This is a genomic window from Sphingomonas suaedae (assembly GCF_007833215.1).
Classification (GTDB): domain Bacteria; phylum Pseudomonadota; class Alphaproteobacteria; order Sphingomonadales; family Sphingomonadaceae; genus Sphingomonas; species Sphingomonas suaedae.
On record NZ_CP042239.1, the window covers coordinates 3,777,939 to 3,798,873 of the forward strand.

25 protein-coding genes are annotated in these 20,935 nt (G+C 66.0%); 15 read left to right on the forward strand and 10 right to left on the reverse strand.

Annotation, left to right across the window (positions count from 1 at the left end):
- Positions 1-82: 82 nt before the first annotated feature.
- The 3 genes from FPZ54_RS17865 to FPZ54_RS17875 are packed head-to-tail and all read right to left on the reverse strand — an operon-like array spanning position 83 to position 2,704.
- Positions 83-544 (reverse strand): hypothetical protein, encoded by a 462-nt coding sequence (locus FPZ54_RS17865; RefSeq protein ID WP_145849162.1) that lies wholly within the window; start codon positions 542-544, stop codon positions 83-85.
- The gene (locus FPZ54_RS17870) at positions 541-1,362 is read right to left on the reverse strand and encodes an amidohydrolase family protein (RefSeq protein ID WP_145849163.1); all 822 of its coding nucleotides are present in this window, start codon (positions 1,360-1,362) and stop codon (positions 541-543) included. The genes FPZ54_RS17865 and FPZ54_RS17870 overlap by 4 nt, the downstream gene beginning before the upstream one ends.
- Entirely contained in the window at positions 1,352-2,704 is a 1,353-nt protein-coding gene (locus FPZ54_RS17875; protein WP_186456830.1) for an MFS transporter, read from the reverse strand. The genes FPZ54_RS17870 and FPZ54_RS17875 overlap by 11 nt, the downstream gene beginning before the upstream one ends.
- A gap of 220 nt (positions 2,705-2,924) precedes the next feature.
- Here FPZ54_RS17875 and FPZ54_RS17880 point away from each other — a divergent pair, with 220 nt between their 5' ends.
- Together FPZ54_RS17880 and FPZ54_RS17885 are read left to right on the forward strand one after the other, a co-directional pair.
- On the forward strand, positions 2,925-3,452 hold the full coding sequence (locus tag FPZ54_RS17880) for a MarR family winged helix-turn-helix transcriptional regulator (protein ID WP_186456831.1): 528 nt from the start codon (positions 2,925-2,927) through the stop codon (positions 3,450-3,452).
- A gap of 68 nt (positions 3,453-3,520) precedes the next feature.
- Positions 3,521-4,462, forward strand: a complete 942-nt coding sequence (locus tag FPZ54_RS17885) for a VOC family protein (RefSeq protein ID WP_145849166.1) — start codon at positions 3,521-3,523, stop codon at positions 4,460-4,462.
- Between the two features lie 3 nt (positions 4,463-4,465).
- Here the strand turns inward: FPZ54_RS17885 and FPZ54_RS17890 are convergent, their stop codons facing one another.
- From FPZ54_RS17890 to FPZ54_RS17900, 3 genes are all read right to left on the reverse strand, one after another.
- Entirely contained in the window at positions 4,466-5,263 is a 798-nt protein-coding gene (locus FPZ54_RS17890) for an IclR family transcriptional regulator (RefSeq protein WP_145849167.1), read from the reverse strand.
- Positions 5,264-5,466: 203 nt separating this feature from the next.
- A complete protein-coding gene (locus FPZ54_RS17895; RefSeq protein ID WP_145849168.1) occupies positions 5,467-5,973 on the reverse strand; it encodes a VOC family protein in 507 nt (168 codons plus the stop codon).
- A gap of 90 nt (positions 5,974-6,063) precedes the next feature.
- Positions 6,064-6,969, reverse strand: a complete 906-nt coding sequence (locus tag FPZ54_RS17900; RefSeq protein ID WP_186456832.1) for a LysR family transcriptional regulator — start codon at positions 6,967-6,969, stop codon at positions 6,064-6,066.
- 108 nt (positions 6,970-7,077) lie between these two features.
- Here FPZ54_RS17900 and FPZ54_RS17905 point away from each other — a divergent pair, with 108 nt between their 5' ends.
- The 8 genes from FPZ54_RS17905 to FPZ54_RS17940 all read left to right on the forward strand — a co-directional run bounded on the left by FPZ54_RS17905 (position 7,078) and on the right by FPZ54_RS17940 (position 14,233).
- Positions 7,078-7,893 carry an alpha/beta fold hydrolase gene (locus tag FPZ54_RS17905; RefSeq protein WP_186456833.1) on the forward strand — a complete coding sequence of 272 codons (816 nt, stop codon included), beginning with the start codon at positions 7,078-7,080 and terminating at the stop codon, positions 7,891-7,893.
- Between the two features lie 21 nt (positions 7,894-7,914).
- A complete protein-coding gene (locus FPZ54_RS17910) occupies positions 7,915-9,105 on the forward strand; it encodes an LLM class flavin-dependent oxidoreductase (protein WP_145849171.1) in 1,191 nt (396 codons plus the stop codon).
- On the forward strand, positions 9,089-10,057 hold the full coding sequence (locus FPZ54_RS17915; RefSeq protein ID WP_145849172.1) for an alpha/beta hydrolase: 969 nt from the start codon (positions 9,089-9,091) through the stop codon (positions 10,055-10,057). Before FPZ54_RS17910 ends, FPZ54_RS17915 begins: the two co-directional genes overlap by 17 nt.
- Positions 10,054-10,434, forward strand: coding sequence for a carboxymuconolactone decarboxylase family protein (locus FPZ54_RS17920; protein WP_145849173.1), 381 nt, complete (start codon positions 10,054-10,056; stop codon positions 10,432-10,434). Before FPZ54_RS17915 ends, FPZ54_RS17920 begins: the two co-directional genes overlap by 4 nt.
- A gap of 7 nt (positions 10,435-10,441) precedes the next feature.
- On the forward strand, positions 10,442-11,560 hold the full coding sequence (gene ribB / locus FPZ54_RS17925; RefSeq protein WP_145849174.1) for a 3,4-dihydroxy-2-butanone-4-phosphate synthase: 1,119 nt from the start codon (positions 10,442-10,444) through the stop codon (positions 11,558-11,560).
- On the forward strand, positions 11,553-12,074 hold the full coding sequence (locus FPZ54_RS17930) for a flavin reductase family protein (protein ID WP_145849175.1): 522 nt from the start codon (positions 11,553-11,555) through the stop codon (positions 12,072-12,074). The genes ribB and FPZ54_RS17930 overlap by 8 nt, the downstream gene beginning before the upstream one ends.
- 126 nt (positions 12,075-12,200) lie before the next feature.
- Positions 12,201-13,508 (forward strand): LLM class flavin-dependent oxidoreductase, encoded by a 1,308-nt coding sequence (locus FPZ54_RS17935; protein WP_145849176.1) that lies wholly within the window; start codon positions 12,201-12,203, stop codon positions 13,506-13,508.
- A complete protein-coding gene (locus tag FPZ54_RS17940) occupies positions 13,505-14,233 on the forward strand; it encodes an SDR family oxidoreductase (protein ID WP_145849177.1) in 729 nt (242 codons plus the stop codon). The genes FPZ54_RS17935 and FPZ54_RS17940 overlap by 4 nt, the downstream gene beginning before the upstream one ends.
- Here FPZ54_RS17940 and FPZ54_RS17945 read toward each other — a convergent pair.
- Entirely contained in the window at positions 14,230-14,559 is a 330-nt protein-coding gene (locus tag FPZ54_RS17945) for a carboxymuconolactone decarboxylase family protein (protein ID WP_145849178.1), read from the reverse strand. The two genes, FPZ54_RS17940 and FPZ54_RS17945, sit on opposite strands and share 4 nt — an antisense overlap.
- On the reverse strand, positions 14,556-15,335 hold the full coding sequence (locus FPZ54_RS17950; protein WP_145849179.1) for an HpcH/HpaI aldolase family protein: 780 nt from the start codon (positions 15,333-15,335) through the stop codon (positions 14,556-14,558). Before FPZ54_RS17950 ends, FPZ54_RS17945 begins: the two co-directional genes overlap by 4 nt.
- 133 nt (positions 15,336-15,468) lie before the next feature.
- Here FPZ54_RS17950 and FPZ54_RS17955 point away from each other — a divergent pair, with 133 nt between their 5' ends.
- Together FPZ54_RS17955 and FPZ54_RS17960 are read left to right on the forward strand one after the other, a co-directional pair.
- Positions 15,469-16,410, forward strand: a complete 942-nt coding sequence (locus FPZ54_RS17955; protein ID WP_186456834.1) for an alpha/beta hydrolase — start codon at positions 15,469-15,471, stop codon at positions 16,408-16,410.
- A gap of 14 nt (positions 16,411-16,424) precedes the next feature.
- A complete protein-coding gene (locus tag FPZ54_RS17960) occupies positions 16,425-16,814 on the forward strand; it encodes a carboxymuconolactone decarboxylase family protein (protein ID WP_145849181.1) in 390 nt (129 codons plus the stop codon).
- Here the strand turns inward: FPZ54_RS17960 and FPZ54_RS17965 are convergent.
- Both FPZ54_RS17965 and FPZ54_RS17970 read right to left on the reverse strand, forming a co-directional pair.
- Positions 16,808-17,287, reverse strand: a complete 480-nt coding sequence (locus FPZ54_RS17965) for a heme-binding protein (RefSeq protein ID WP_145849182.1) — start codon at positions 17,285-17,287, stop codon at positions 16,808-16,810. The genes FPZ54_RS17960 and FPZ54_RS17965 overlap by 7 nt on opposite strands.
- A gap of 9 nt (positions 17,288-17,296) precedes the next feature.
- On the reverse strand, positions 17,297-17,692 hold the full coding sequence (locus FPZ54_RS17970; RefSeq protein WP_239019633.1) for a c-type cytochrome: 396 nt from the start codon (positions 17,690-17,692) through the stop codon (positions 17,297-17,299).
- 164 nt (positions 17,693-17,856) lie between these two features.
- Here FPZ54_RS17970 and FPZ54_RS17975 point away from each other — a divergent pair, with 164 nt between their 5' ends.
- Genes FPZ54_RS17975 through FPZ54_RS17985 form a run of 3 tightly spaced genes read left to right on the forward strand, consistent with a single transcriptional unit; the run spans position 17,857 to position 20,904 of the window.
- Positions 17,857-19,227, forward strand: a complete 1,371-nt coding sequence (locus tag FPZ54_RS17975) for an MFS transporter (protein WP_145849183.1) — start codon at positions 17,857-17,859, stop codon at positions 19,225-19,227.
- On the forward strand, positions 19,208-20,104 hold the full coding sequence (locus tag FPZ54_RS17980; RefSeq protein ID WP_145849184.1) for an amidohydrolase family protein: 897 nt from the start codon (positions 19,208-19,210) through the stop codon (positions 20,102-20,104). The genes FPZ54_RS17975 and FPZ54_RS17980 overlap by 20 nt, the downstream gene beginning before the upstream one ends.
- A complete protein-coding gene (locus FPZ54_RS17985; protein WP_145849185.1) occupies positions 20,101-20,904 on the forward strand; it encodes an amidohydrolase family protein in 804 nt (267 codons plus the stop codon). The genes FPZ54_RS17980 and FPZ54_RS17985 overlap by 4 nt, the downstream gene beginning before the upstream one ends.
- Positions 20,905-20,935 lie beyond the last annotated feature (31 nt).

Here is a 20,935-nt window from a genome sequence, read left to right on the forward strand (position 1 = left end):
GCAAGGGCAACGCAATAGGGGAAAGGGGCGCCCGTGCGGTGCCCCTTTTTCATCCCGGCAATGTCGATTTTTGCGAGCGGGCCTAACCGCTGAAGTTCAGTTGCGCGCCGCCCTTGAACAGGTTGACCAGTTCGCGCCGGGTGCAGAGCCAGCGTTGTTCGCCTTCGTCCCAGCGAAAGGTCTCGGTGGCGCGGCTGATGCGGGTGGGGGCGGTGCTTTCCTGCGGCGCGGCGCCGTCGGCGGCCCAGAGCAGCATATACCAGTTGGCGGTCGCCCCGCCCGCATCGTCGAACTCGGCGCGAAAGTTGCTGTAGGCATGGACCGCCACCCGTTCGCCGCGATCCTCGCGCCAGCTGTAGAAGCCCTGAATCGCCTCTCGGCCTTCGAGATGAAGCTTGCCGGAGCTGTAGACTCCTTCGGGCGCATAATAATCGCCCGCGTTGCGACCCCAGTTGGTGTCCACGTCATGCCAGAAATCGGCGAGACCCATTTCGAGTTCGGCGGTGGCGGCGGCGCGCTCGCGGCGGGTCATCGGACGGGTCATGCGGGGCTTTCCTCATTGAAGAACAGGGCGAGCGCCGTCCGGTCGATCGCGGCGCGGATGGCGGGATCGGGGACGAGGCGGCGGTAGAGATCGATCGTGTCGCCGAAACGGGTGCTGCCTTCATGGTTCACAAAGGGGGCGTCGCTGCCCCAAAGCAGACGATTCGGACCGACATGCGCGAGCAGTCGATCCGTGACTTCCGCAGCGATGTCGAACGACATGCGAAACCCGGCGGACAGCTTTACCCAGACACGGCCGGTGTCGAGGGCGCGGCATAGCGCATCGGTGCCCACGTGCCGTTCGGCGTTGTCGCGTGAGGGGACGCCGAAATGATCGATCACGATCCGTACCCCCGCTTTGTCCAGCGCGGGAAGCAGATGCGGCAGGCTGGCGCTGCGGCTGAGCAGTTCGACATGCAGCCCGCTATCGGCGATGCGGCGCAGGAATGCGCGCCACGGGTCGCTGTCGAGATCGGGCAATTCGTCGATCCGTCGCCAGGTCAGGCGCACGCCCACGACGCCGAGATCGGCCATCTGCCGCAACGTCGCCACATCGGTTTCGGGCGGAACGATCACCGTCCCGCGCAGCCGACGGGGATGCGCGGCCAAGGCGGCGAGCGTATAGGCGTTGCCGTCGTTGAACAGGCTCGCCGCCGCGATCACGCCATGGGCGATGCCGTGGCGGTCGAGATCGGCGAGCCAGGCGTCGACGCCATAGTCGTAATCGGGCCGCGAATGCGCGTCCGCCGCGAACGGCATGGCGCGGGTGAAGACATGTGCGTGCGCGTCGACCGCAGGCGCCTGTCCCTCAGTGGCCATGACCGGCGCGCACCGGCTTGGGTGCGCCCTTGAGGCTCATCAGCCAGAAGGTGAAGATGCCCGCCGAGGCCAGGGGGACGCCGAGCAGCGCGAAGATGGTGATCGCGCCGAACCCTTCGCCCAGCACGAAGGCGCCGAACAAAGGCGCGAAGATCGACGCGACACGCGCCGCGCCATAGGCCCAGCCGATGCCCGTCGCGCGGCTGCGCGGGGGATAGAGGGCAGCGGCGAGCGCGGGTATGCTCGCCTGTCCGCCATGCTGGAACATCGCCATGAATGCGACCGCGACGAACATGCCGATCGTCGGCGCGGTGAGCCCGATCAGCACCGAGAAAGCCGCCGCGAGCAGGAAGGTGGAGACCATCACCCGCTTGAACCCGAACCGGTCGATGAAGAAACCGATCGTCAACATGCCGATGAATCCGGCCACGGTGTTGACGCCGTTGATGAGCGCCACCTGCGACCAGGGAAGTCCGACGACATCCTTGAAGATCGTCGTCTTCCACACGCCCGCGGTGATGAACACAAAGCTGGAGATGGTGATCGCCCACATCAGGAAGGTCTTCATCCGCTGATCCGGGCCGAGCACGTCGCCGAACAGCACCGCCCCGGCGGCGCGTTCGGGCTTGGGCGGGGCGACCAGCAGCACCGGCTCCTCGCGCGTTGGATCCATCTTGCGCGCCAGCGTCTGGATCTTGGGGTCGCCCGGATTGCGTGCCGCGAGCGAACGCAGCGATTCGGGCAGCAGGAAATAGATGAAGGGCAGCATGATCGTGGGCAGAGCGACCGCGATCCAGAACCCCCCGCGCCAGCCGAACGGTTCCAGCACGAACCCCTGCATCAGCGCGCCGAGCAGTGCCCCGATCATCGTACCGCTGACGGTGATCGTGCTCATCGTCGATCGCAGGCGTTGCGGTGCGGTCTCCGAAGCGAGCGAGACGAGGATCGGGATCATCGCGGTTCCACAGAATCCGGCGATAAAGCGACAGATGGCGAAGGGGAGCAGCGACGAGGTGAACAGGATCGCGAACGCGCTTAGCGCCATGCCGGTATAACAGAAGAACAACAGGCGGGGGCGCCCAATCCGGTCGGCCAAGGGCGGGATGACGAAGGCGCCGAGCAGCATCCCCACCTGCTGGGCGACCATCGCCGAGGTGATCGCGGTGCGCGACACGCCGAAATCGCGCGCGAGATCGGGCAGCACCCAGCCGACGATGTACAGTTCATAGCCGTCGATCGCGGTGAGGATCGTGCAAAGGATCAGGACGGTGAGGTGAAACCGGTTGAACTTGAGCCCGTCGAGGAAGCTGTCCACGTCGATCGCTCGGCCTGTTGTCGCCATCTGCATTCCCCTCCCGTGTCAGGGCATCGCATCGTCGCGCGTCGCCTGCCTTCGATAAGCGAATATCATATGCCATTTGATATATGCAAACGACAATCGAAATTCATTGTCAGCTTGGCTTAGAAATAAACAAGCGTCCAGAGCAGATTTCCAGATGTGCCGCCGTCCCCCGGAGCAGCGGTGCTGGACAGGCGGATGGGGATCGGACAGTAAGTGGCATATGGGGAAAACGGTTCGCCCGGCATCCGGGACCAATGCACATTCGATCCTCCACCTGGTCAAGCAGGTGCAGTATAAGGCCTATGTCCGGCTGGAGGCGGTGCTCAATCCGTTCGACGTGACGGCGGTCCAGTTTCGTATCCTGACGACATTGTCGACGCGGCCCGACATGTCCTCGGCCGAACTGGCGCGGCTGTACGACGTCAAGCCGCAGACGATGATCAAGCAGATCGCGTTGCTTGAAACCAAGGGGTTGATCGAGCGGCGGGTGAGCGATGCCAACAAGCGGTTGCTGGAGGTGCGGCTGACCGACACCGGCGCCGCCACGCTGAAGCAACTGCAAAAGGATTCGCGCGCGCTCGAAAAGCAGCTGCTGAGCCCTCTGGACGGCGACGAACAGGCGGCGTTGCGCGGTTATCTGGTCCGTCTGCTCGATTCGCTGAATGCCGGCGGCGACGAACCTGCCGATGGCGACGATATCGAGGAGCTGACTCCCGAATATCGCCGCGCAGGAGTGCAGCGGCTCTAGACCCTGGCTGACAAGCCTCCAATCGTTCGTTATTGTCGAGTGCAATTCGATTTTGTGGAATTGCGCCCATGCTGCTCCGTTCGCTCGGCTATATCGCGGTCGCCACGCGCGACGACGCAGGCTGGGCGGAGTTCGCCCCCGGACTGCTCGGCATGGAGGTCGCGGATCGCGACTCCCGCGGCTTTGCGCTGCGTACCGATGCGCGGGCAGGGCGCGTGTTCGTCGAGCGTGGCGAGGCCGATCGGGTCGCCGCGATGGGATGGGAAGTCGCCGACGTCGCTGCGCTTGGCATCGTCGCGGCCCGGCTCTCAAACGCGGGCTACCCGGTGCGGGCGGGCACCGCGCTGGAGGCAGAGCAGCGGCGCGTTGCCGCGCTGCTGATTGCGCAGGACCCGGTGGGAAACCGGGTGGAATTCTTCCACGGCGCGGCGGAAGGGGCCGCGCCCTTCTTACCCGGTCGGGCGATCAGTGGCTTTCGAACCGGATCACTGGGGCTGGGCCATGTGGTGCTGACCGCGCGGTCGCTCGATACGCTGCTGCCCTTCTATACCGACCTTCTCGGCTTCCGGCTCAGCGACTATGCACTGCGGCCGTTCAAGGCGTATTTTTTCCACCTCAACAGCCGTCACCATAGCTTCGCGGCGATCGAGACGGGGGTGGACGGGTTCCACCATCTGATGGTCGAACTCGAATCGCTCGACGATGTCGGCCAGGGCTATGATCTGGCGCAGCTGGAAGAGCGACGGGTCGCGGTGACGCTGGGGCGGCATAGCAACGACCATATGACGTCCTTTTACGCGCGGACGCCATCGGGATTCATGATCGAATATGGCTGGGGCGGCAGGTCGATCGATCCAGCGACCTGGGAGCCCTTCGAATGCGTGGACGGCCCCAGTCTTTGGGGGCATGAGCGGTCCTGGCTCGATGCCGAAACGCGGGCGGAGGCGCTGCGGCTGCGGTTGGGCGCAGCGGCCAGGGGAATGCGGGCGCCCGACTTCGTACGCGATTGATCCCTACGCTTCGTCCTGCGAACCGAACGCGCCCATCCGCTCCGACACGTCGTGGGCGGCCTTGAGCAGCAGCTTGACGAATTCCTTTTGCCGGGTGCGGCTCATATATTCGCTGGGGCCGAGGATCGTCAGCGTTGCGGCGATCTGGTTGCTGTAATCGAAGATCGGCGCGGCGAGGCCGGCGAAGTTGCGGTTGAGATTGCCGACGGTCGAGGCGTAGCCCAGCTTATGGACCTTTTCGACGCTCTCGGCGATTTCGGGATCGGAAGGCGTGCGCGGATTGCGTTCCGCCTCATAGGCGGCGAGCGCCGCGAGCGCGCGATCGGTTTCGTAATTGGGCAGATGCGCGAGGAAGACGAGGCCCGTCGCGCTGGTCGTCAGCGGCAGGATATAGCCAAGACGCAGCGAGAAGGCGCCTTGCAGCGTCCCGTCGGCCTTGGCGACGATGCACGGGCCGCGATCGCCCCACAGCGAGAGATAGACCGCGCAATCGGTCTTGTCGCGAAGGTCGGTCAGCGCCTCTGCCGCGAGCGCGACGACATCGAGCTGGCGGACGGCGGCAAGGCCAAGCTGGATTGCGAAGGAGCCGAGGCCGTAATGGCCGTTCTGCGGGTCCTGATAGGCCATGTTCTCCCGCACGAAGCTGACCAGGTAGAGATGCACCTTGCTGGGCGGCATCCCCGCACGCGCAGCGATCTCGCGTAGCGGTAGCGGTCCTTCCGCCATGCGCAGCACGCGCAGCACGCGAAACCCGACCTCGATCGACTGAACCCGCCGCCGGGATTGCTCTGTATCTGCCATCGGGCCCCTCGAACGCCTCGTTTTTCTCTGCGTTCATCCTTGCCAAGTGGGGGGCGCTCTGTCCACGCGCGTTTGAATCGGGTCCGGTTTTGGCTTCGCCGAAGCGGCACCGGCCCGCTCCCCCACCCGGCCACCCATAGAATATACTCTCGTTGGGTGGCCGGGTGGGGGAGCCGGCCGGTGCCGTCTGATCGAAACGCCTCCTATCCGTGCTTGCGCCGGTTCCAGGTCGCGAGCGTCGCATGGGCCTCTCGCGCCGCCTGTTCGAGAAAGCCGGGCGCTTCGGTCCGCGCCGCGATTTCGAGGCGCAGACCGTTGGGGTCGAAGAAATAGATCGAGCGGACGAATTCATGATCGACCAACGGCGTCGTCTTCACGCCATGCGCGGCGAGCCGCTCGCGCATTGCCTCGACATTCTCCACTGAGTCGGTTTCGATCGCGAAATGCTGCACCCAGTCGGGGGTGTTGGGCGAGGGGGCGGGTTTCTCGTCGCCGCCAAGGTCGAAAAAAGCGATGTAGGAGCCGTCGCCAAGCTGGAAGAAGAAATGGACATAGGGCGTTTCTTCGCCGGTGCTCGGCACGCGTTCCGACAACATGCAATTGACCAGAGGCAGGCCGAGAATGTCCTCATAGAAATGCCGCGTTTCCTCGGCATCGCGGCAGGGATAGGCGAAATGATACAGGCCGTTCAGCGGGCGCGGGTCGGTCATCACAGGCTCCTCTTTGCGCATCATTTAGCAGACGCGGGCGCCAGGCTTGTCCCCCCGACGGGAGGACAGCGTTGGCGACCAGGCCGACGATCAGGCCGCCTGGGCTGCGCGCTGGATCATCATGTCGAGGAAGCGGCGCAGCGCAGCCGATCCGTCCCGCGCGCGCCACACCAGCATCACCCGGAATTTGAGACCGAGATCGGCGATCGGGACGAGGCGAATATTGTGGCTGGGCGAATGCGGCCCGGCGGTGGTGACGATGCCGACGCCCATGCCGACCGAAACCAGGCTGAACAGGATCGAGTTGGTGGTGCATTCCTGCACGAAGCGCGGCGCGCTGCCGCTGGCGATGCAGGCGGCCATGACGCGGTCGTAATAGCCCGGCGCCAATATGCGTGCGGGGCCGAGCACCGGTTCGTTGGCGATTTCCGCCATCATGACCGAGTTGCGGTTTGCGAAGCGGTGGCTTTCATGCACGGCGAGCATCGTTTCGCCGGTGCCGATCGGCGCGCAATCGAGCGTCTCGCGGTCGCGATCGTCGATATGCGCGTCATAGACGATGCCGACGTCGAGCGTGCCGTCCTTGAGCGCAGCGATCTGGGCGAGGGAGCCGGTGGAACGCAGGTCGAGTACCACTGACGGTTCATTCTCGCGAAAGTCGAACAGGCCGCGCGAGATGAAGTCGTAGGCGGCCATGATTTCGCTGAGGCCGACGCGGATCGTGCCGAGATGGCCGCTGCCCATCCGGCGGGCGCGATCGACGGCGCGGTCGACCTGTTTGAGGATTTCCTCCACCTCGTCGAGAAAGGCGCGGCCCGCGCTGGAGAGGCGGACGCCGCGGGGCAGGCGTTCGAACAACTCGACGCCGAGCTCGGTTTCGAGATCGCGGATCTGGCGCGTCAGTGCGGGCTGGGCGACGCGCAGCGCCACCGCCGCGCGGCCGAAATGTTCCTCACGCCCGATCGCGCGAAAATAGCGCAGATGCCTCAGCTCCATGTGCAACTCATACTTGCGGGGCATCGATCGCTCAAGAACAAAGAATTGGACGTATCAGTCTCCCGACAACACTCTGGGCGTATCAAAAGCGAGGGTGAGTGGAGAGCGATGGAAACGGCCTGCCTGGACGAACTGGACTTCGGCACGCTGTCGACCGTCGATCTGCTCGGGACCGGGGTGGAGATGTTCACCGCCGGGAGCGGCGATCCGCTGCTGTTCCTGCACGGCATCGACGGGCTGGAGGGTTCGGCGGCGGTGCTGCGCGAGCTGGCGAAGACCTTCACCGTCCATGCGCCGTCGCATCCAGGATTCGGCAATTCGCAACGGCCTGCGCGGCTCGATCGGGTCGATGATCTCGGCTATTTCTATCTCGACCTGATGGCCCAGCTGGGTCTTGACCGGCCCGTCGTGGTCGGCATCTCGTTCGGCGGCTGGGTGGCGGCGGAGACGCTGACCAAGGAGCCGGCGCGCGCGGCGCAGCTGGTGCTGGTGTCGCCGCTCGGGCTGCCGACCGCCGACCGGCGGGTGCAGCATGTCGCCGATATCTTCATGCTGTCGCGCCAGGAACTCGGCAAGCGGATGCAGGTCGGCGCGCCCGAGCCGGGCAGCGACATGGCGGTGCTGACCAAATTGCCCGAGGAACGCATCCGCCGCCTGATGCGCAACGACGAGGCGGCGAGCCTGTATGGCTGGACGCCCTATATGTCGAACCCCAAGCTGGCCGACCGGCTGCACCGCATTTCGACCCCGACGCTGATGCTGTGGGGTGATTCCGATGCGATCGTGAGCGCCGCCTATCGCGAGCGCTGGCGCGCGGCGTTGCCTCAGGCGGAAGTCGAGACGATCGCCGAGGCGGGCCATCGCATCCATGCCGACCAGCCCGCCGCGCTCGCCGCGCGCATTGCCGCCTTTGCCGGCCGCTGACCGTCCGTTCGGAGACAAGAGATGAAGATCTGGCAATTCAGCGAACAGGCCTATCACCCCGCCTTCGGGGTGCCCGGGTCGATGCGGGTCACGCTGCCGCAGCATCATTGCGATCCGGTCGAGGCGGGGCAATTGCTCAACCGCTATCTCGACGAATATCTGCTCGCTGACGAGCTTGGCCTGAACATCATGGTCAATGAGCATCATGCCGCGGCCACCTGCATGTCGACATCGTGCATGACGACGCTCGCGATCCTGGCGCGGCAGACCAGCAAGGCGCGGCTGCTCGCGCTCGGCATCCCGCTCGCCAACCGCTCCAACCCGCTGCGCGTGGCCGAGGAGATCGCGATGGTCGACTGCCTGTCGGGCGGGCGGCTGGAGGTCGGGCTGGTCAAGGGTGCGGCATACGAGCTGTTCATGTCGAACCGCCAGCCGACCGGGTTCATGGACCGGTTCTGGGAAGCGCACGACCTGATCCTCGACGCGCTGGGCAATGAGGGCGAGAATTTTTCGTGGGAAGGCGAGCATTTCCACTATCGCACCGCCAGCCTGTGGCCGCGCCCGATCCAGCAGCCGCGCCCGCCAATGTGGGGCACCGCGTCGAGCGCGTCGAGCGCGCGCGAATATGGGCGGCGCGACTATGTCTGCGCGACATTCCTGTCGGGCGCGGTCGCGCGGTCGGTGTTCGCAGGCTATCGCGAGGCCTATTCGGAGGCGCATGGCCGCGAAGCGACCAACGACAAGCTCGCCTATCTGGCGCTGGTCGCCTGTGCCGACGACACCGCGACCGCGTTCAAGCGCGCCGAGCAGATGAAAAGCTATTTCACCACCGCCGCGCGGCTCGACCCGCAGTTCCGCAATCCATGGGGCTTCAACGCGGTCGAGGCCAATGTGCGGATGCTGCAGGCCGGGCCTTCGGCAATGCGCCCGCGGATGCGCAACGGCCAGCCGCTGCCGGTCGACGGGTCGATCGAGCAATATATGGATGCAGGGCTCTTCTTCGTCGGCACGCCCGACGAGGTCTATGACCAGCTCGCCCAATTCCATGGCGAGACCGGCGGGTTCGGCAACCTGCTGATGATGGGGCAGGCAGGCGAGCTGGATCACCGCGACACCGCCGACAATCTGACATTGGTGGCGCGCGAGGTCGCGCCGCGGCTGGCGGAACTGCCCGAACTTCCGGTCGAGGTGCGCTATGAGGCGGTTGGCTAAGACCGAGGGTCTTGTCGCCGAGCATCCGCCCGTGCCCGCCGACGGGATCGCCGACTATGTCGCGCTGTGCCGCGACCAGTCGCCTGCGCCCGACCTGGAGACATTGCGGCTTTATGGCGATCTGAGTGCCGGGCGGTTCGCGCAGGGCCTGTCGCCAAGGGTAACGCGCTTCGACAGCTATATTCCGGCGGTGGGGCGCGAAATCCCGGTGCGGGTGTTCGACCCGGGCGGGGAGGGCGCACGCCCGGCGATCTGCTATTTCCATGGCGGCGGCTTTGCGATGGGCAGCGTCGCGAGCTTCGACATCGCCTGTGCCGCGCTGGCCGAGGCGACGGGTGCGGTGGTGGTCAGCGTCCACTATCGCCGCCTGCCTGAGGCGGACTATGCCGCTGCGCAGGACGATTGCGACAAGGCGTTTGCCTGGATCGTACGGCAGGCGGAAGCGCTGCGGATCGATCCGCGTCGCGTTGGCGTGGCGGGCGACAGCGCGGGGGCGCTGCTGGCGCTCGCCTGCGCCGCGAACCTGCGCGATGCGGGCGGCGTTGCTCCAGGGTTTCAGCTGCTCTTTTACGGCACCTTCGCGATGGACCCGGACCGGCCCGCTTATGCGCAGAGCCGCGACCCGATGCTGACCGCTGATCGCGTGCGAAACTATATCGCGCTGTTCCGCAGCCGGGGCGGGCTGTTCCGCCAGCCTGCGCCGGTCGACCGCGCGGACCTCGCCGGATTGCCGCCGACGCTGGTCGTCGCCGCGCAGCTCGATCCGTTGCGGGAGGAGGGGGAGGAACTTGCTGCCCGCCTCACAAGCGCCGGCGTGGCGACGACGTTGCAGGTCGCGCCGGGCATGATCCACGGATTTTTGAGGGCCATCGGCGTGTCGGCCGCCGCCCGCGCCGAACTTACGCGCGCGGCGGATGCGGCGCGCACCATCATCGAAGGACTGGACGCATGAAGAAGGACGAGAGCTACGACCGGGGCCGCGCGATGCGGTTCGAGATGTTCGGCGAGCCGGGGGTCGCTACGCTCGACAATACCGACGACTTCAACGAGCCGCTGCAGGACCTGGTCACGCGGATGTGCTTCGGCGATGTGTGGAGCCGCCCCGAACTCGACCGCAAGACGCGATCGATGCTAACGATCGCGCTGCTGATCGGCCAGTCGCGCCCCGACCAGCTCAAGAACCACATCACCGGTGCGCTGGCGAACGGCGTGACGAAGGAGGAGATTCGCGAGATCCTGCTTCACGCCACCATCTATGTCGGCCTGCCCGCCGGTTCGGACAGCTGGCGCCATGCCCGCGAAGCGCTGAAGGCCGCCGGTGCATATTGAGGCGACCATGCACGCGGACGATCTGCACAATGCGATCTCCCCGATCGAGGAGATCATCGAGGCGGCGCGCGACGGACATCCCTATATCCTGGTCGATGCCGAGGACCGGGAGAATGAGGGCGACGTCATCATCCCCGCCCAGTTCGCGACCCCTGCGCAGATCAACTTCATGGCCCGGCACGCGCGCGGCCTGATTTGCCTTGCGATGACCGAGGAGCGGGCGAAGAAGCTGCGCCTGCCGCCGATGGTCGCCGACAACAATAGCGGCCACCGCACCGCCTTCACCGTCTCGATCGAGGCGCGCGAGGGCGTGACGACGGGGATTTCCGCGCAGGACCGCGCGCATACCATCGCGGTCGCGATCGACGCGACCAAGGATTGCGACGATATCGTCTCGCCGGGCCATGTCTTCCCGCTGGTCGCCAGGCCCGGTGGCGTGCTGGTGCGCGCGGGCCATACCGAGGCGGCGGTCGACGTATCGCGGCTCGCCGGGCTGATGCCGTCGGGGGTGATCTGCGAGATCATGAACGACGACGGGTCGATGGCGCGGCTGCCCGAGCTGGTCGCCTTCGCGCAGCTCCACGGGCTCAAGATCGGGACCATCGCCGACCTCATCGCCTATCGCCGCCGCACGGAACGCTGCGTCACGCGCGTGCATGAGGAAGCGTTCGAGACCGTCTATGGCGAGGGGTTCCGCCTGACGGTGTTCCGCAGCATGATCGACCAGGTCGAGCATGTCGCACTATCGCGCGGGCGGATCGCGCCCGACCTGCCGACGCTGGTGCGGATGCACCGGCTGGACTTCGTGTCCGACATGCTGGGTCCCCCGACCGACCGGCGGGAATATGTGCAGCGCGCGCTCACCCGGATTGGCGGCCATGATGGCGCGGGAGTGATCGTGTTCATCCGCGATCCTTCGGTCAGCGCGGTTTCCGAACGGCGCACCAACGGACTGACGCCCACCAGCGAACAGCGCATCCGCGATTATGGCGTGGGCGCGCAGATCCTGCTGGATCTGGGCGTGCGGGACATCGTGCTGCTGACCGACAGCGAAGCGCGATTGTCCGGGATCGAAGGCTATGGGTTGCGGATCATCGGCAGGGAAGGATTGGGTGGCGATGCCTGAGACGGCTGTGACAGACGCGGTGGCGCCGACGGTCGCCGAGCAGCTGCGCACCGGGTTGCGGCGGCTGGGCAAGGCGGTGGTGGTCATCACCGCATGGCATGACGAGCGCCGCTGGGCGATGACCGCGACGGCGGTGAGCGAGCTGAGCATGGACCCACCGTCGTTGCTGGTGTGCGTCAACAAGAGCGCGAGCCTGCACGGTCCGCTCACCGCGGGCGCCGCCTTCTGCGTCAACATCCTGCATCGCGATCAGCTCGCCGTGTCGAATGCGTGCGCGGGCAAGCTGAAGGGCGAGGCGCGGTTCGAACTGGGCGACTGGGGTGCGGGGGAGGATGGCACTCCCTATCTTCGCGACGCGCAGGCGAGTTTCTTCTGTCGCTACGAAAAGCATGTCGAGCATGGGACCCATGCCGTGGTGATCGGCGAGGTGCTGAGCGTCGATGTCGCGGGGGATGTCGATCCGTTGATCTATCTGGACGGCGGCTATGCGCGCGCCGCACCGCTCCCCGCATAGGGCATTTATATCAGCCAGGCTGCTTATCCCTTCCAATTTGTCAGCACACCTGTTATAAGCCTGGCTGTCATTTAGTGCCGCGCTGGTCGAAAAGGTCGGGCGGGAGAGGAAGCGGAGGGTTACGCCATGCAATTCGGCCTGTTCTATGAGCATCAGTCGCCGGCCCCGTTCACGGCCGAGAAGGATCGCGTGATCTTTCACAACGCGCTGGACGAGCTCGAACTCGCCGACAAGCTCGGCTATGATTATGCCTGGCTGGTCGAGCATCATTTCCTGGAGGAATATTCGCACAGCTCCGCGCCGGAAGTGTTCCTGGGCGCGCTGAGCCAGCGGACCAAGCGGATGCGGCTGGGCCATGGCATCTGCGTGATGCCGCCCAAGATCAACCACCCCGCGCGCGTCGCCGAGCGGATCGCGACGCTGGACCTGCTGTCCAACGGTCGCGTCGAATGGGGCACCGGCGAGAGCGGCACCGCGGTTGAGCTGGAAGGGTTCGGAGTCCATCCCGACGACAAAAAGGGCATGTGGCGCGAGGCGACCGAGCAGACTGCCAACATGCTCGCCATGACGCCCTATCCGGGGTTCGAGGGCGAGCATTTCTCGATGCCGACCCGCAACATCGTGCCCAAGCCGCTGCAGGGTCCGCACCCGCCGCTCTGGGTCGCGTGCTCGCGCCGCGATACTATCCTGCATGCCGCGCGCAACGGCATGGGGGCGCTCGTGTTCGGCTTTGCCGCGCCCGAGCAGGCGGGCAAATGGGTGCAGGAATATTACGACATCATCCGGTCCGAGGAATGCGTGCCGATCGGACATGCGGTGAACGCCAACTTCGCGATCGTCACCGCGCTGTCGGTCAATGAGGACGAGCAGGAAGCGATTGCGCGCGGGACCGAGGGGTTCAAATATTTCGGCTATTCGCTCGGTTTCTACGCGGCGTTCGGCAAGCATGTCCCCGGCCATTCCAACGTCTGGGAAGGCTTTAAAAAGGCCGAGGCCGGGATCGAGGACAATCACGGCAATGGCGGCATCGGCACGCCGGATCAGGTGTATGAGCACTGCAAGGCCTATGCCGATGTCGGCGTCGATCAGATCATCTTCGTCCAGCAGACCGGCCCGGCCAATCACGACCATATCTGCGAATCGCTTCAGCTGTTCGCGGACAAGGTGATGCCGCGGCTGAAGGCCGACGAGGACGCGCGACTGGCGAAGAAGAAGGAAGAACTGGCGCCGCATATCGCGGCGGCGCTGGCGCGCAAGCCGCGTATGGCGGAGATCGCCAAGGACGAGATCGAACCGGTGCGCTCCTATGGCCTGCGCAAGAAGGAAGCGGGGACGTTCGAGAATACCCGCTCCGATCGCGGCGGGGGGCTGGCGGTGGTCGCGGACGATCCGCTGGCGCTGGTCTCGAGCCAGGCGGAGAAGGCGGCCGGATGAGCATCTTACTGGGGCGCGTCGTTATCATCACCGGCGCGAGCTCGGGCATCGGGGAGGCGTGCGCGCTGGCCTTTGTATCCAGGGGGGCGAAGGTTGTTCTCGCCGCCCGGCGCGCTCAGCGGCTGAAGCTGTTGGTCGAAAAGCTGGGGGCGGCGGGGGGCGAGGCGCTGGCCGTCGCCACCGACGTGACCGACGAGGATGCGGTGGCCGCGCTGTTCGAACAGGCGATGGCGCGGTTCGGGCGGGTCGATGTACTGGTCAACAATGCCGGCATCGCCGACAGCACGCCTGCCGAGGACACGCCGCTCGACCTGTGGCGCAAGGTGATCGACACCAACCTCACCTCCGCCTTCCTGTGCGCGCGGGGCGCGATCCCGATCATGCGCGCGCAGGGGCATGGGCGGATCATCAATGTCGGGTCGATCTCGGCCAAGGTGCCGCGCGCCAACAGCCCGGCCTATACCGCCAGCAAATGGGGGCTCGACGGTCTGACGCGCGCGCTTGCGATCGACTGCCGTGCGGACAATATCGCGGTGTCGGTGTTCCATCCGGGCATCGTCGCGACCGAACTGGGCGGCGGGATGAGCAGCCTGCCCGACGATCTGGTCGCGCGGCCCGAGGATGCGGCGGACGTCATCGTGCACATGGCCGACCTGCCCGATCACCTCAATTTCTACGAGGCGCTGGTCGTGCAGAACAAGATCCCGTTCCTGGGGCGGGGTTAGTCCGGCGCTTTCTGTGCGTCGACCAGCGTCTTGAGCTTGCGCGCGGCGCTGACCGCGACGGGCCAGCCAGCATAGAAGGCGATGTGCGCGATCGCTTCGCCCAGTTCCTCGACGGTCAGCCCGTTTTCGAGGCCCAGCTCCATATGCCCCTGCGTCTGTTCGCGGTTGAGCGCGATCAGGCAGGTGATGGTGATGAGGCTGCGGTCGCGGGGCGAGAGTTCGCCGCGCTCCCACACCTTGTCGTAGAGAATGTCCTGAGTGAGTTCGTCGAGCAGGGGCGCGACGGCGGCAAGTTCGCGGCCACGGCCGCCTGCGGGGCGTTTCATTTGCCATCTCCCGTTGCGCGATAGGGTGCGAAATTGGCAGCGGCTCCGTTGAGCGCGCCGCGGATCATGCCGAGGTCGGACAGCCAGGCGATATAATGGACGCCGCGCGCGACATAGGAGTCGAGTGCCTTGGCATTGCCGACGACGGTGCCGATATGCTTGCGGCCCGCCGCGACCTCGATCACGCGGTCGATCGCCGCGACGACATCGGGATGGCTCGCATTGCCGGGATGGCCGAGCGACTGGCTGAGATCGCCCGGGCCGATGAACACGACGTCGAGTTCGGGGATCGCGCACAGCGCCTCGATATCCTCGACCATTTCCTTGTTCTCCACATGCACGCTCACCAGCGTCTCGGCATTGGCGCGCGTTTCATAGTCGGGGACGGTGCCATAGCCCGCGGCGCGGCAGGCGCGGGCGGAGCCGCGTTCGCCCTGCGGCCAGTATTTCGCCTTGCGGATCAGGTCGCGGACCTCGGCGGCGGACTTGAGCGAGGGCACCTGAATGCCGCTGGCGCCGCTGTCGAGGACGTGGAGGATGTTCGTTTCCTGTGCGTCCGGAGTGCGGATGATGCTGCTCATCCCCATCCGTTCACAGGTGCGGATGAGGTTCTCGATCTGGCCATGGGTGAAGCAGCCATGTTCCGCATCGACGATCAGGAAGTCGAATCCGGCCAGGCCATAGAGTTCGGCGATCGCCGGGGAGTCCACCTTGAAGAAGCTGCCGAAGACGGTCTCCCCCGCCTCCAGCTTGCGCTTTACCGCCGAATTGAACATCGGGCATCTCTCCGTCGCTTGCTATTTACAAACGCCATTCAGCATGGCACCCGATCTCGTCAAGCTAAACCTTGATAGCAAATGCCGGAGCGCGGCACGACAGGAGGATGGGTGCGGAGCGTCGGGACCGATCATGGCTGACGCACCGCTGCTGGCCGAGGGGATTGCGGACTATCTGGCTGCAGTCCGGCGCCCTCCCGAAGCTGCGGTTTCGCTGGAAGCGGCGCGGCTGATCGCGGATCGCGATGCGCATCGGATCGCGGGTCCGCGCCCGGCGGGGATGCGGGTGACCGACAGCTATGTCCCCGATGTGGCGATCGAGACGGCTGTTCGCATCTATCGCCCGGCCGGGGAGGGTGCGCTGCCCGCGATTCTGTATCTGCACGGCGGCGGCTTCACGATTGGGAGCATCGAGACTTACGACTGCCTTGCCGCCGCGCTGGCCGAGGCGTGCGGCGCGGTGGTGGTTAGCGTCCAGTATGCGCGGCTGCCGGAGTCGACGCCGGGTGCGACGATCGCGCAATGCCATGGCGTGCTGCGCTGGATGGCGCGGATGGCCGGGCCGCTTATGATCGACCCCACGCGGATCGCCGTGGCGGGGGACAGCGCGGGCGCGTGCCTTGCGACCCATGTTGCGATGCGCGCGCGCGACGGCGACGGCCCGGCGCTGATCGGGCAGCTGCTCTGCTATGGCGTCTATGCGCTCGATCCGCAGCGCGAGGCCTATGCGCTCGCCAACGATCCGGGCCTGCCGCGCGCGGTGATCGAGTCGATGATCGCCACCTGGCACGATTGCGCCGCGCGGGACGCGACGGTCGTGTCCGCACCGCTCCATGCCGATCTCGCGGGGCTTCCTCCCACGATCCTCCTTTCGGCGGAACATGATCCGATGCGCACGGAGGGGGAGGAGTTTGCCGACGCGCTGCGCACTGCGGGGGTGGCGGTCGAAGCGCGGACCGCGCCTGGCATGTGCCACGGCTTTCTGCGCGCACAGCATTTTTCGGAACCCGCGCGTGCGGAGATGCAGTGGATCGGCGCCGCATTCCGAACGCTTCTCCAATCCATTCACCCCTAACCAAGGACAACATCATGGCACTCAAGACCGGCGATCCCGCATTCGAAGCGGGCCGCGATATGCGCAAGCAACTGTTCGGCGAGGGCAGCATCGCGCGGCTCGACGCGGCGGACGATTTTCACGAGCCGCTGGAAAATTACGTGACCTCGGCCTGCTTCGGAGAGACCTGGACGCGGGAGGGCCTGACGCTGCGCGAGCGCAGCCTGATCACCATGGCGATCTGCGCGGCGCTGAATCGCCACGTCCCGCTCAAACGGCTGGTCAAATGCGCGGTGCAGAATGGCGCGACCAAGGAGGACATCCGCGAGACGTTGCTCCAGACGACCCTGTATATCGGCGTGGCCGGAGGCGTCGAAAGCTGGGGGCTGGCGGCCGAGGCGCTGAAGGAAATCGACGCCTATTGAGCGGGCGGGGCAGGGCGTGCGGGCTTGAGGCCCGCCGCCTCGATCCCGGCGGCGGCGCAGGCGGCGTCTTCGGCGGGCCTGGCGCCCGAAACTCCCGCTCCGCCGAGCAGCACGCCATCGGCGGTATAGATCGGCACGCCACCCGCCATCGCTGCGACATTGGGCATTCCGGAGGGCACGGTCATCGCCGCGAAATCGGCGGTCGCGCGGCCGAACTTGGCGGACGACACCGCCTTCCACTGCGCGATCTCACCGCCGGCGGTCGAGACGCCGTCCATATGCGCCAGCGTCACCGGCATGGCGCGCGGATCGAGGATGACGATGGCGACCTTCAGCCCGCGCTGCTTGGCCCAGGCGAGGCAGGTGTCGCGGATCGTCGCGGCGCTGGCATAGTCGAGCGCGGGACGCGCGGTCTGGCCGATCGCGGCGGGGGCGATACACAGGCTTGCGGCGAGCAGCAGGTGGCGGTTCATTGGTGGCTCCTAGTTCAGTGCCATCAGATAATCGACGAGTTCCTTGCGCTTCTTCGCGTCCGACACACCCGGCGTCATCATCTTGGTGCCGGGCACCAGCCCCTTGGGGTTGGCGAGATAGGCGTCGAGATTGGCGCGGTCCCACCGTTTGCGCGACGCCTTCATCGCCGGGGAATAGGCATAGCCAGGCTTCGTGCCCGCGATCTTCCCGCCGACCGCGAACAGGTTCGGGCCGATCCCGGATTTGCCGCCGGGATCGACGCTGTGACACGCCTTGCACTGGGCGAAAGCGGCGGGCGGCTGGGTTGCGGCGGGGGCCGGACTCCCAGTAGCGGCATGGGCGGCAAGGCCGACCAACGGCGCCATGATCGCAGTCCCGATGATGGCGGGTTTGATACGCAGCACCTGTCTCTCCTTCAACGTTCGGCCCGCTTTCGGACTGCCAATTTGCGCAGATCGCGGCTAGGCGGCAAGCGAAAAATCAGATATCGCTGAATGACGTTAGATATGAACGCACGCGAATCACTGGACGGCAGGTCATTGCCGCCGACGCGAACGAGGAGAGCGATGTGGCGGCGACTGTAGATCGGGAGCGGGTGCTGGACGCGCCCACTGGCATGAGCGTCTATCAGTTCCTGGTCGTTGCCTTGTGCTGTCTCATCAACATCGCCGACGGGTTCGATGTGGTCTCGCTCGCCGTCAGTGCGCCCGTTTTGTCGAAGGACTGGCAGCTTGATCCCGCCATTCTCGGTTCGATGTTCAGCGCGTCCGCAGTCGGGCTGGTCGTCGGCGCGTTCGTCATCGGGCCGATGGCGGACAAGGTCGGACGGCGACCGATCATGCTCGGCGCACTGGCAACATTGGCGGCGATGCTGCTGCTGAGCGGGATCGCGCAGAATATCCAGCAGCTGTTCGTGCTGCGGACCATTACCGGGGTGGGCCTGGGCACGCTGGTCGTCTGCCTCAACACTACGGTCGCGGAATATGCCAGCGACAAGGCGCGCAACATGGCGCTCGCGATCCTGCATATCGGCTTTACCTTCGGGATGATGCTGGGCAGCGGGATCGCCGCGCTCGCGCTGGAGACATCGGGCTGGCGCGTCGTGTTCCTGGCCGCCGGGGCGCTCAATCTCGTCACCTTCCTGCTCAGCCTGTTCCTGCTGGGTGAATCGCGCGAATTTCTGGTGCGCCGTCAGGCGCCGGGGGATCTGGACCGGCTGAACAAGTTGCATCGGCGGATGCGACTTCCCGAACTGTCGGCGATGCCGCCCAAGCCCGCCGCCAAGCTGCGCGGCGCGGCGATCCGATCGATGCTGGCGCCCGAATTGCGGTCGCAGACCATCCTGATCTGGGTGGCATCGGCGACCTATGCGATCGTCGGATACTTCCTGATGAACTGGAAGCCGACGATCCTCGCCAATGCGGGCCTGACGCCGTCGCTGGCGGCCGCGAGCGGCATCATCACCGGCGCATTCGGAACGCTCGGCCATCTGGCGATGGGTTTTTGGGGTCGGCGGGTCGGCGAAGGTCGCCTGACGACGATCTTCTTCGCGGCCGCCGCGGTCACGCTGGTGATCTTCGGGCTTCAGCCGCCCAATCCGATCGGGCTGCTGGCGATGGCGGGGCTGACCACCTTCTTCGTGGTAGGCGCCTATACCGGTCTCTTCCTGGTCGCGGTCGTGATGTATCCGCCGGCGATGCAGAATTCGGGCGTCGGCTTCGTCGTCGGCTTCGGTCGCGTGGGCGCGATCGCCGGGCCGATGATCGGCGGCTTCCTGCTCAGCGCCGGGCTTGGCCGGGAGGATACCTATTTCGTCTTCTCGGCGATCGCAGTGATCCCCGTGGTCGCCATGTACTATGCCTATCGCATCGCGGCGCGCGCGACGCACGTCGCGACCGACACCCCTGCTGGAGAGTTGAATGCCGAACCCGCGCGTTAAGCTGTTCGATACCCACGCCCATTTCTTCACCAACGACACCGCCCGCTATCCGGTCGACCTGACCGGCGCGCGCGAGACGCCCGAGGCGCTGACGGCGCGGCTGGAGCGCGATCCGTCGACCGCGGCGCGGGTGCTGGCGCTGTGGGACGAATGCGGCGTCACGGGCGGCGCGGCAGTGCAGTACAATACGGTCTACAAGACCGACAACAGCTACACGGTCGATGTGGCGGACGCGCATCACGACCGGGTTTCGGCGGTGTTGATCCTGCGGGCGCACGATCCCGAGACGCCGGGCAAGCTGCGCGCGATCGCCACCGCGCACAATGTCACCGGGCTGCGGCTGTTCGGTTATCCCGACGCCGAAGGCGATTACCCCTGGCTGGATTCGGACGCAGCGCTCAAGACCTGGGATGTCGCCGCCGAGCTGGGGCTGCACATGATCATCATGTATGCGCCGGGCAGGCCCTCGTTCGCGGCGCTGCGGCGGATCGTCGCGCTGGCGAAGCGTTATCCAAAGACGACCATCGCGCTCGACCATTGCGGGTGGCCGGGGGTCGAGAATGGGGTGGCAGGGACGATCGGGCCGGAGCATCTCGAACTGGTCGATGTGCCCAACATCCAGTTCAAGTTCACGCAGATCAACTTCAACCGCTTTGCCGAGACCGGAATCGACGCGGCGGCGTTCGTCAAATTGCTGGTCGACACCTATGGCGCGGATCGCGTGATGTGGGGGTCGGATTACGGCAACACGCAGAACAGCTATGCCGAGATGGTGGAGCAAGCGATTGCCGCGACCGCGCAGCTGAGCGATGCCGACCGGGCAAAGGTGCTGCACGACAATGGCGCGCGGCTGTTCGCGGACCGCCTGAAGCCGTGAGCACCACGCCCGAGCCGCCGGTGATCGACGCGCACGCGCATGTGTTCACCCGCGCGATGCCGTTCACGGACACGGCCTGGACGCGGCCGGATTATGATTATCCGGTCGAGGCGTACCTCGCCGATCTGGACGCACATGGCGTGTCGTTCGGGGTGGTGACGGCGGCGAGTCTGTTCGGCGAGTATAACGACTATACGCTTGCAGCATTGGCGCAGCACAAGCGGTTGCGCGCGACGGTGATGCTCGATCCCGATACCGGACCCGCCGAGATGGTGGCATTGCGCGCGCAGGGCGTGTGCGGGGTGCGGTATCAGATTCCGCTGAAGGCGGAATTGCCCGATCTCAACGGTTATCGATTCCGACGCTTCGTGACGCGGCTGGCGGATGCGGGGATGCATCTCGAGCTGAACCTGGGTGGCGAGCAACTGGCACAGATGCTGCCCGCGCTGGCCGATCATCGTGTGCCGGTGGTGGTCGACCATTTTGGCCTGCTGCGCAGCGAGGGCGAGATGGAGGGTGCGGGGTTCACCGCGCTGCTGCGATCGATCGCGCTGGGGCGGACGCGGGTGAAGATCTCGGCGGGGTTCCGGCTACCCGAGGGCCGGCTGCCGGCCTATGCCGCGCGGCTGCTGGCCGAGGCGGGGCCGGAGCGGCTGTTCTGGGGAAGCGATGCGCCGTTCGTCGGGGCGGAGGATCGCGTCAGCTACGCACAGACGCTGGAGACGCTTTATCGCATCGTCCCGGATCCGGCGACGCGGCGCGCCATGTCCGACGCGGCGTTGCGCTTCTACTTCTTCTAGGATTGCGGCGCCGCCCCGTTCCCCAACGGAG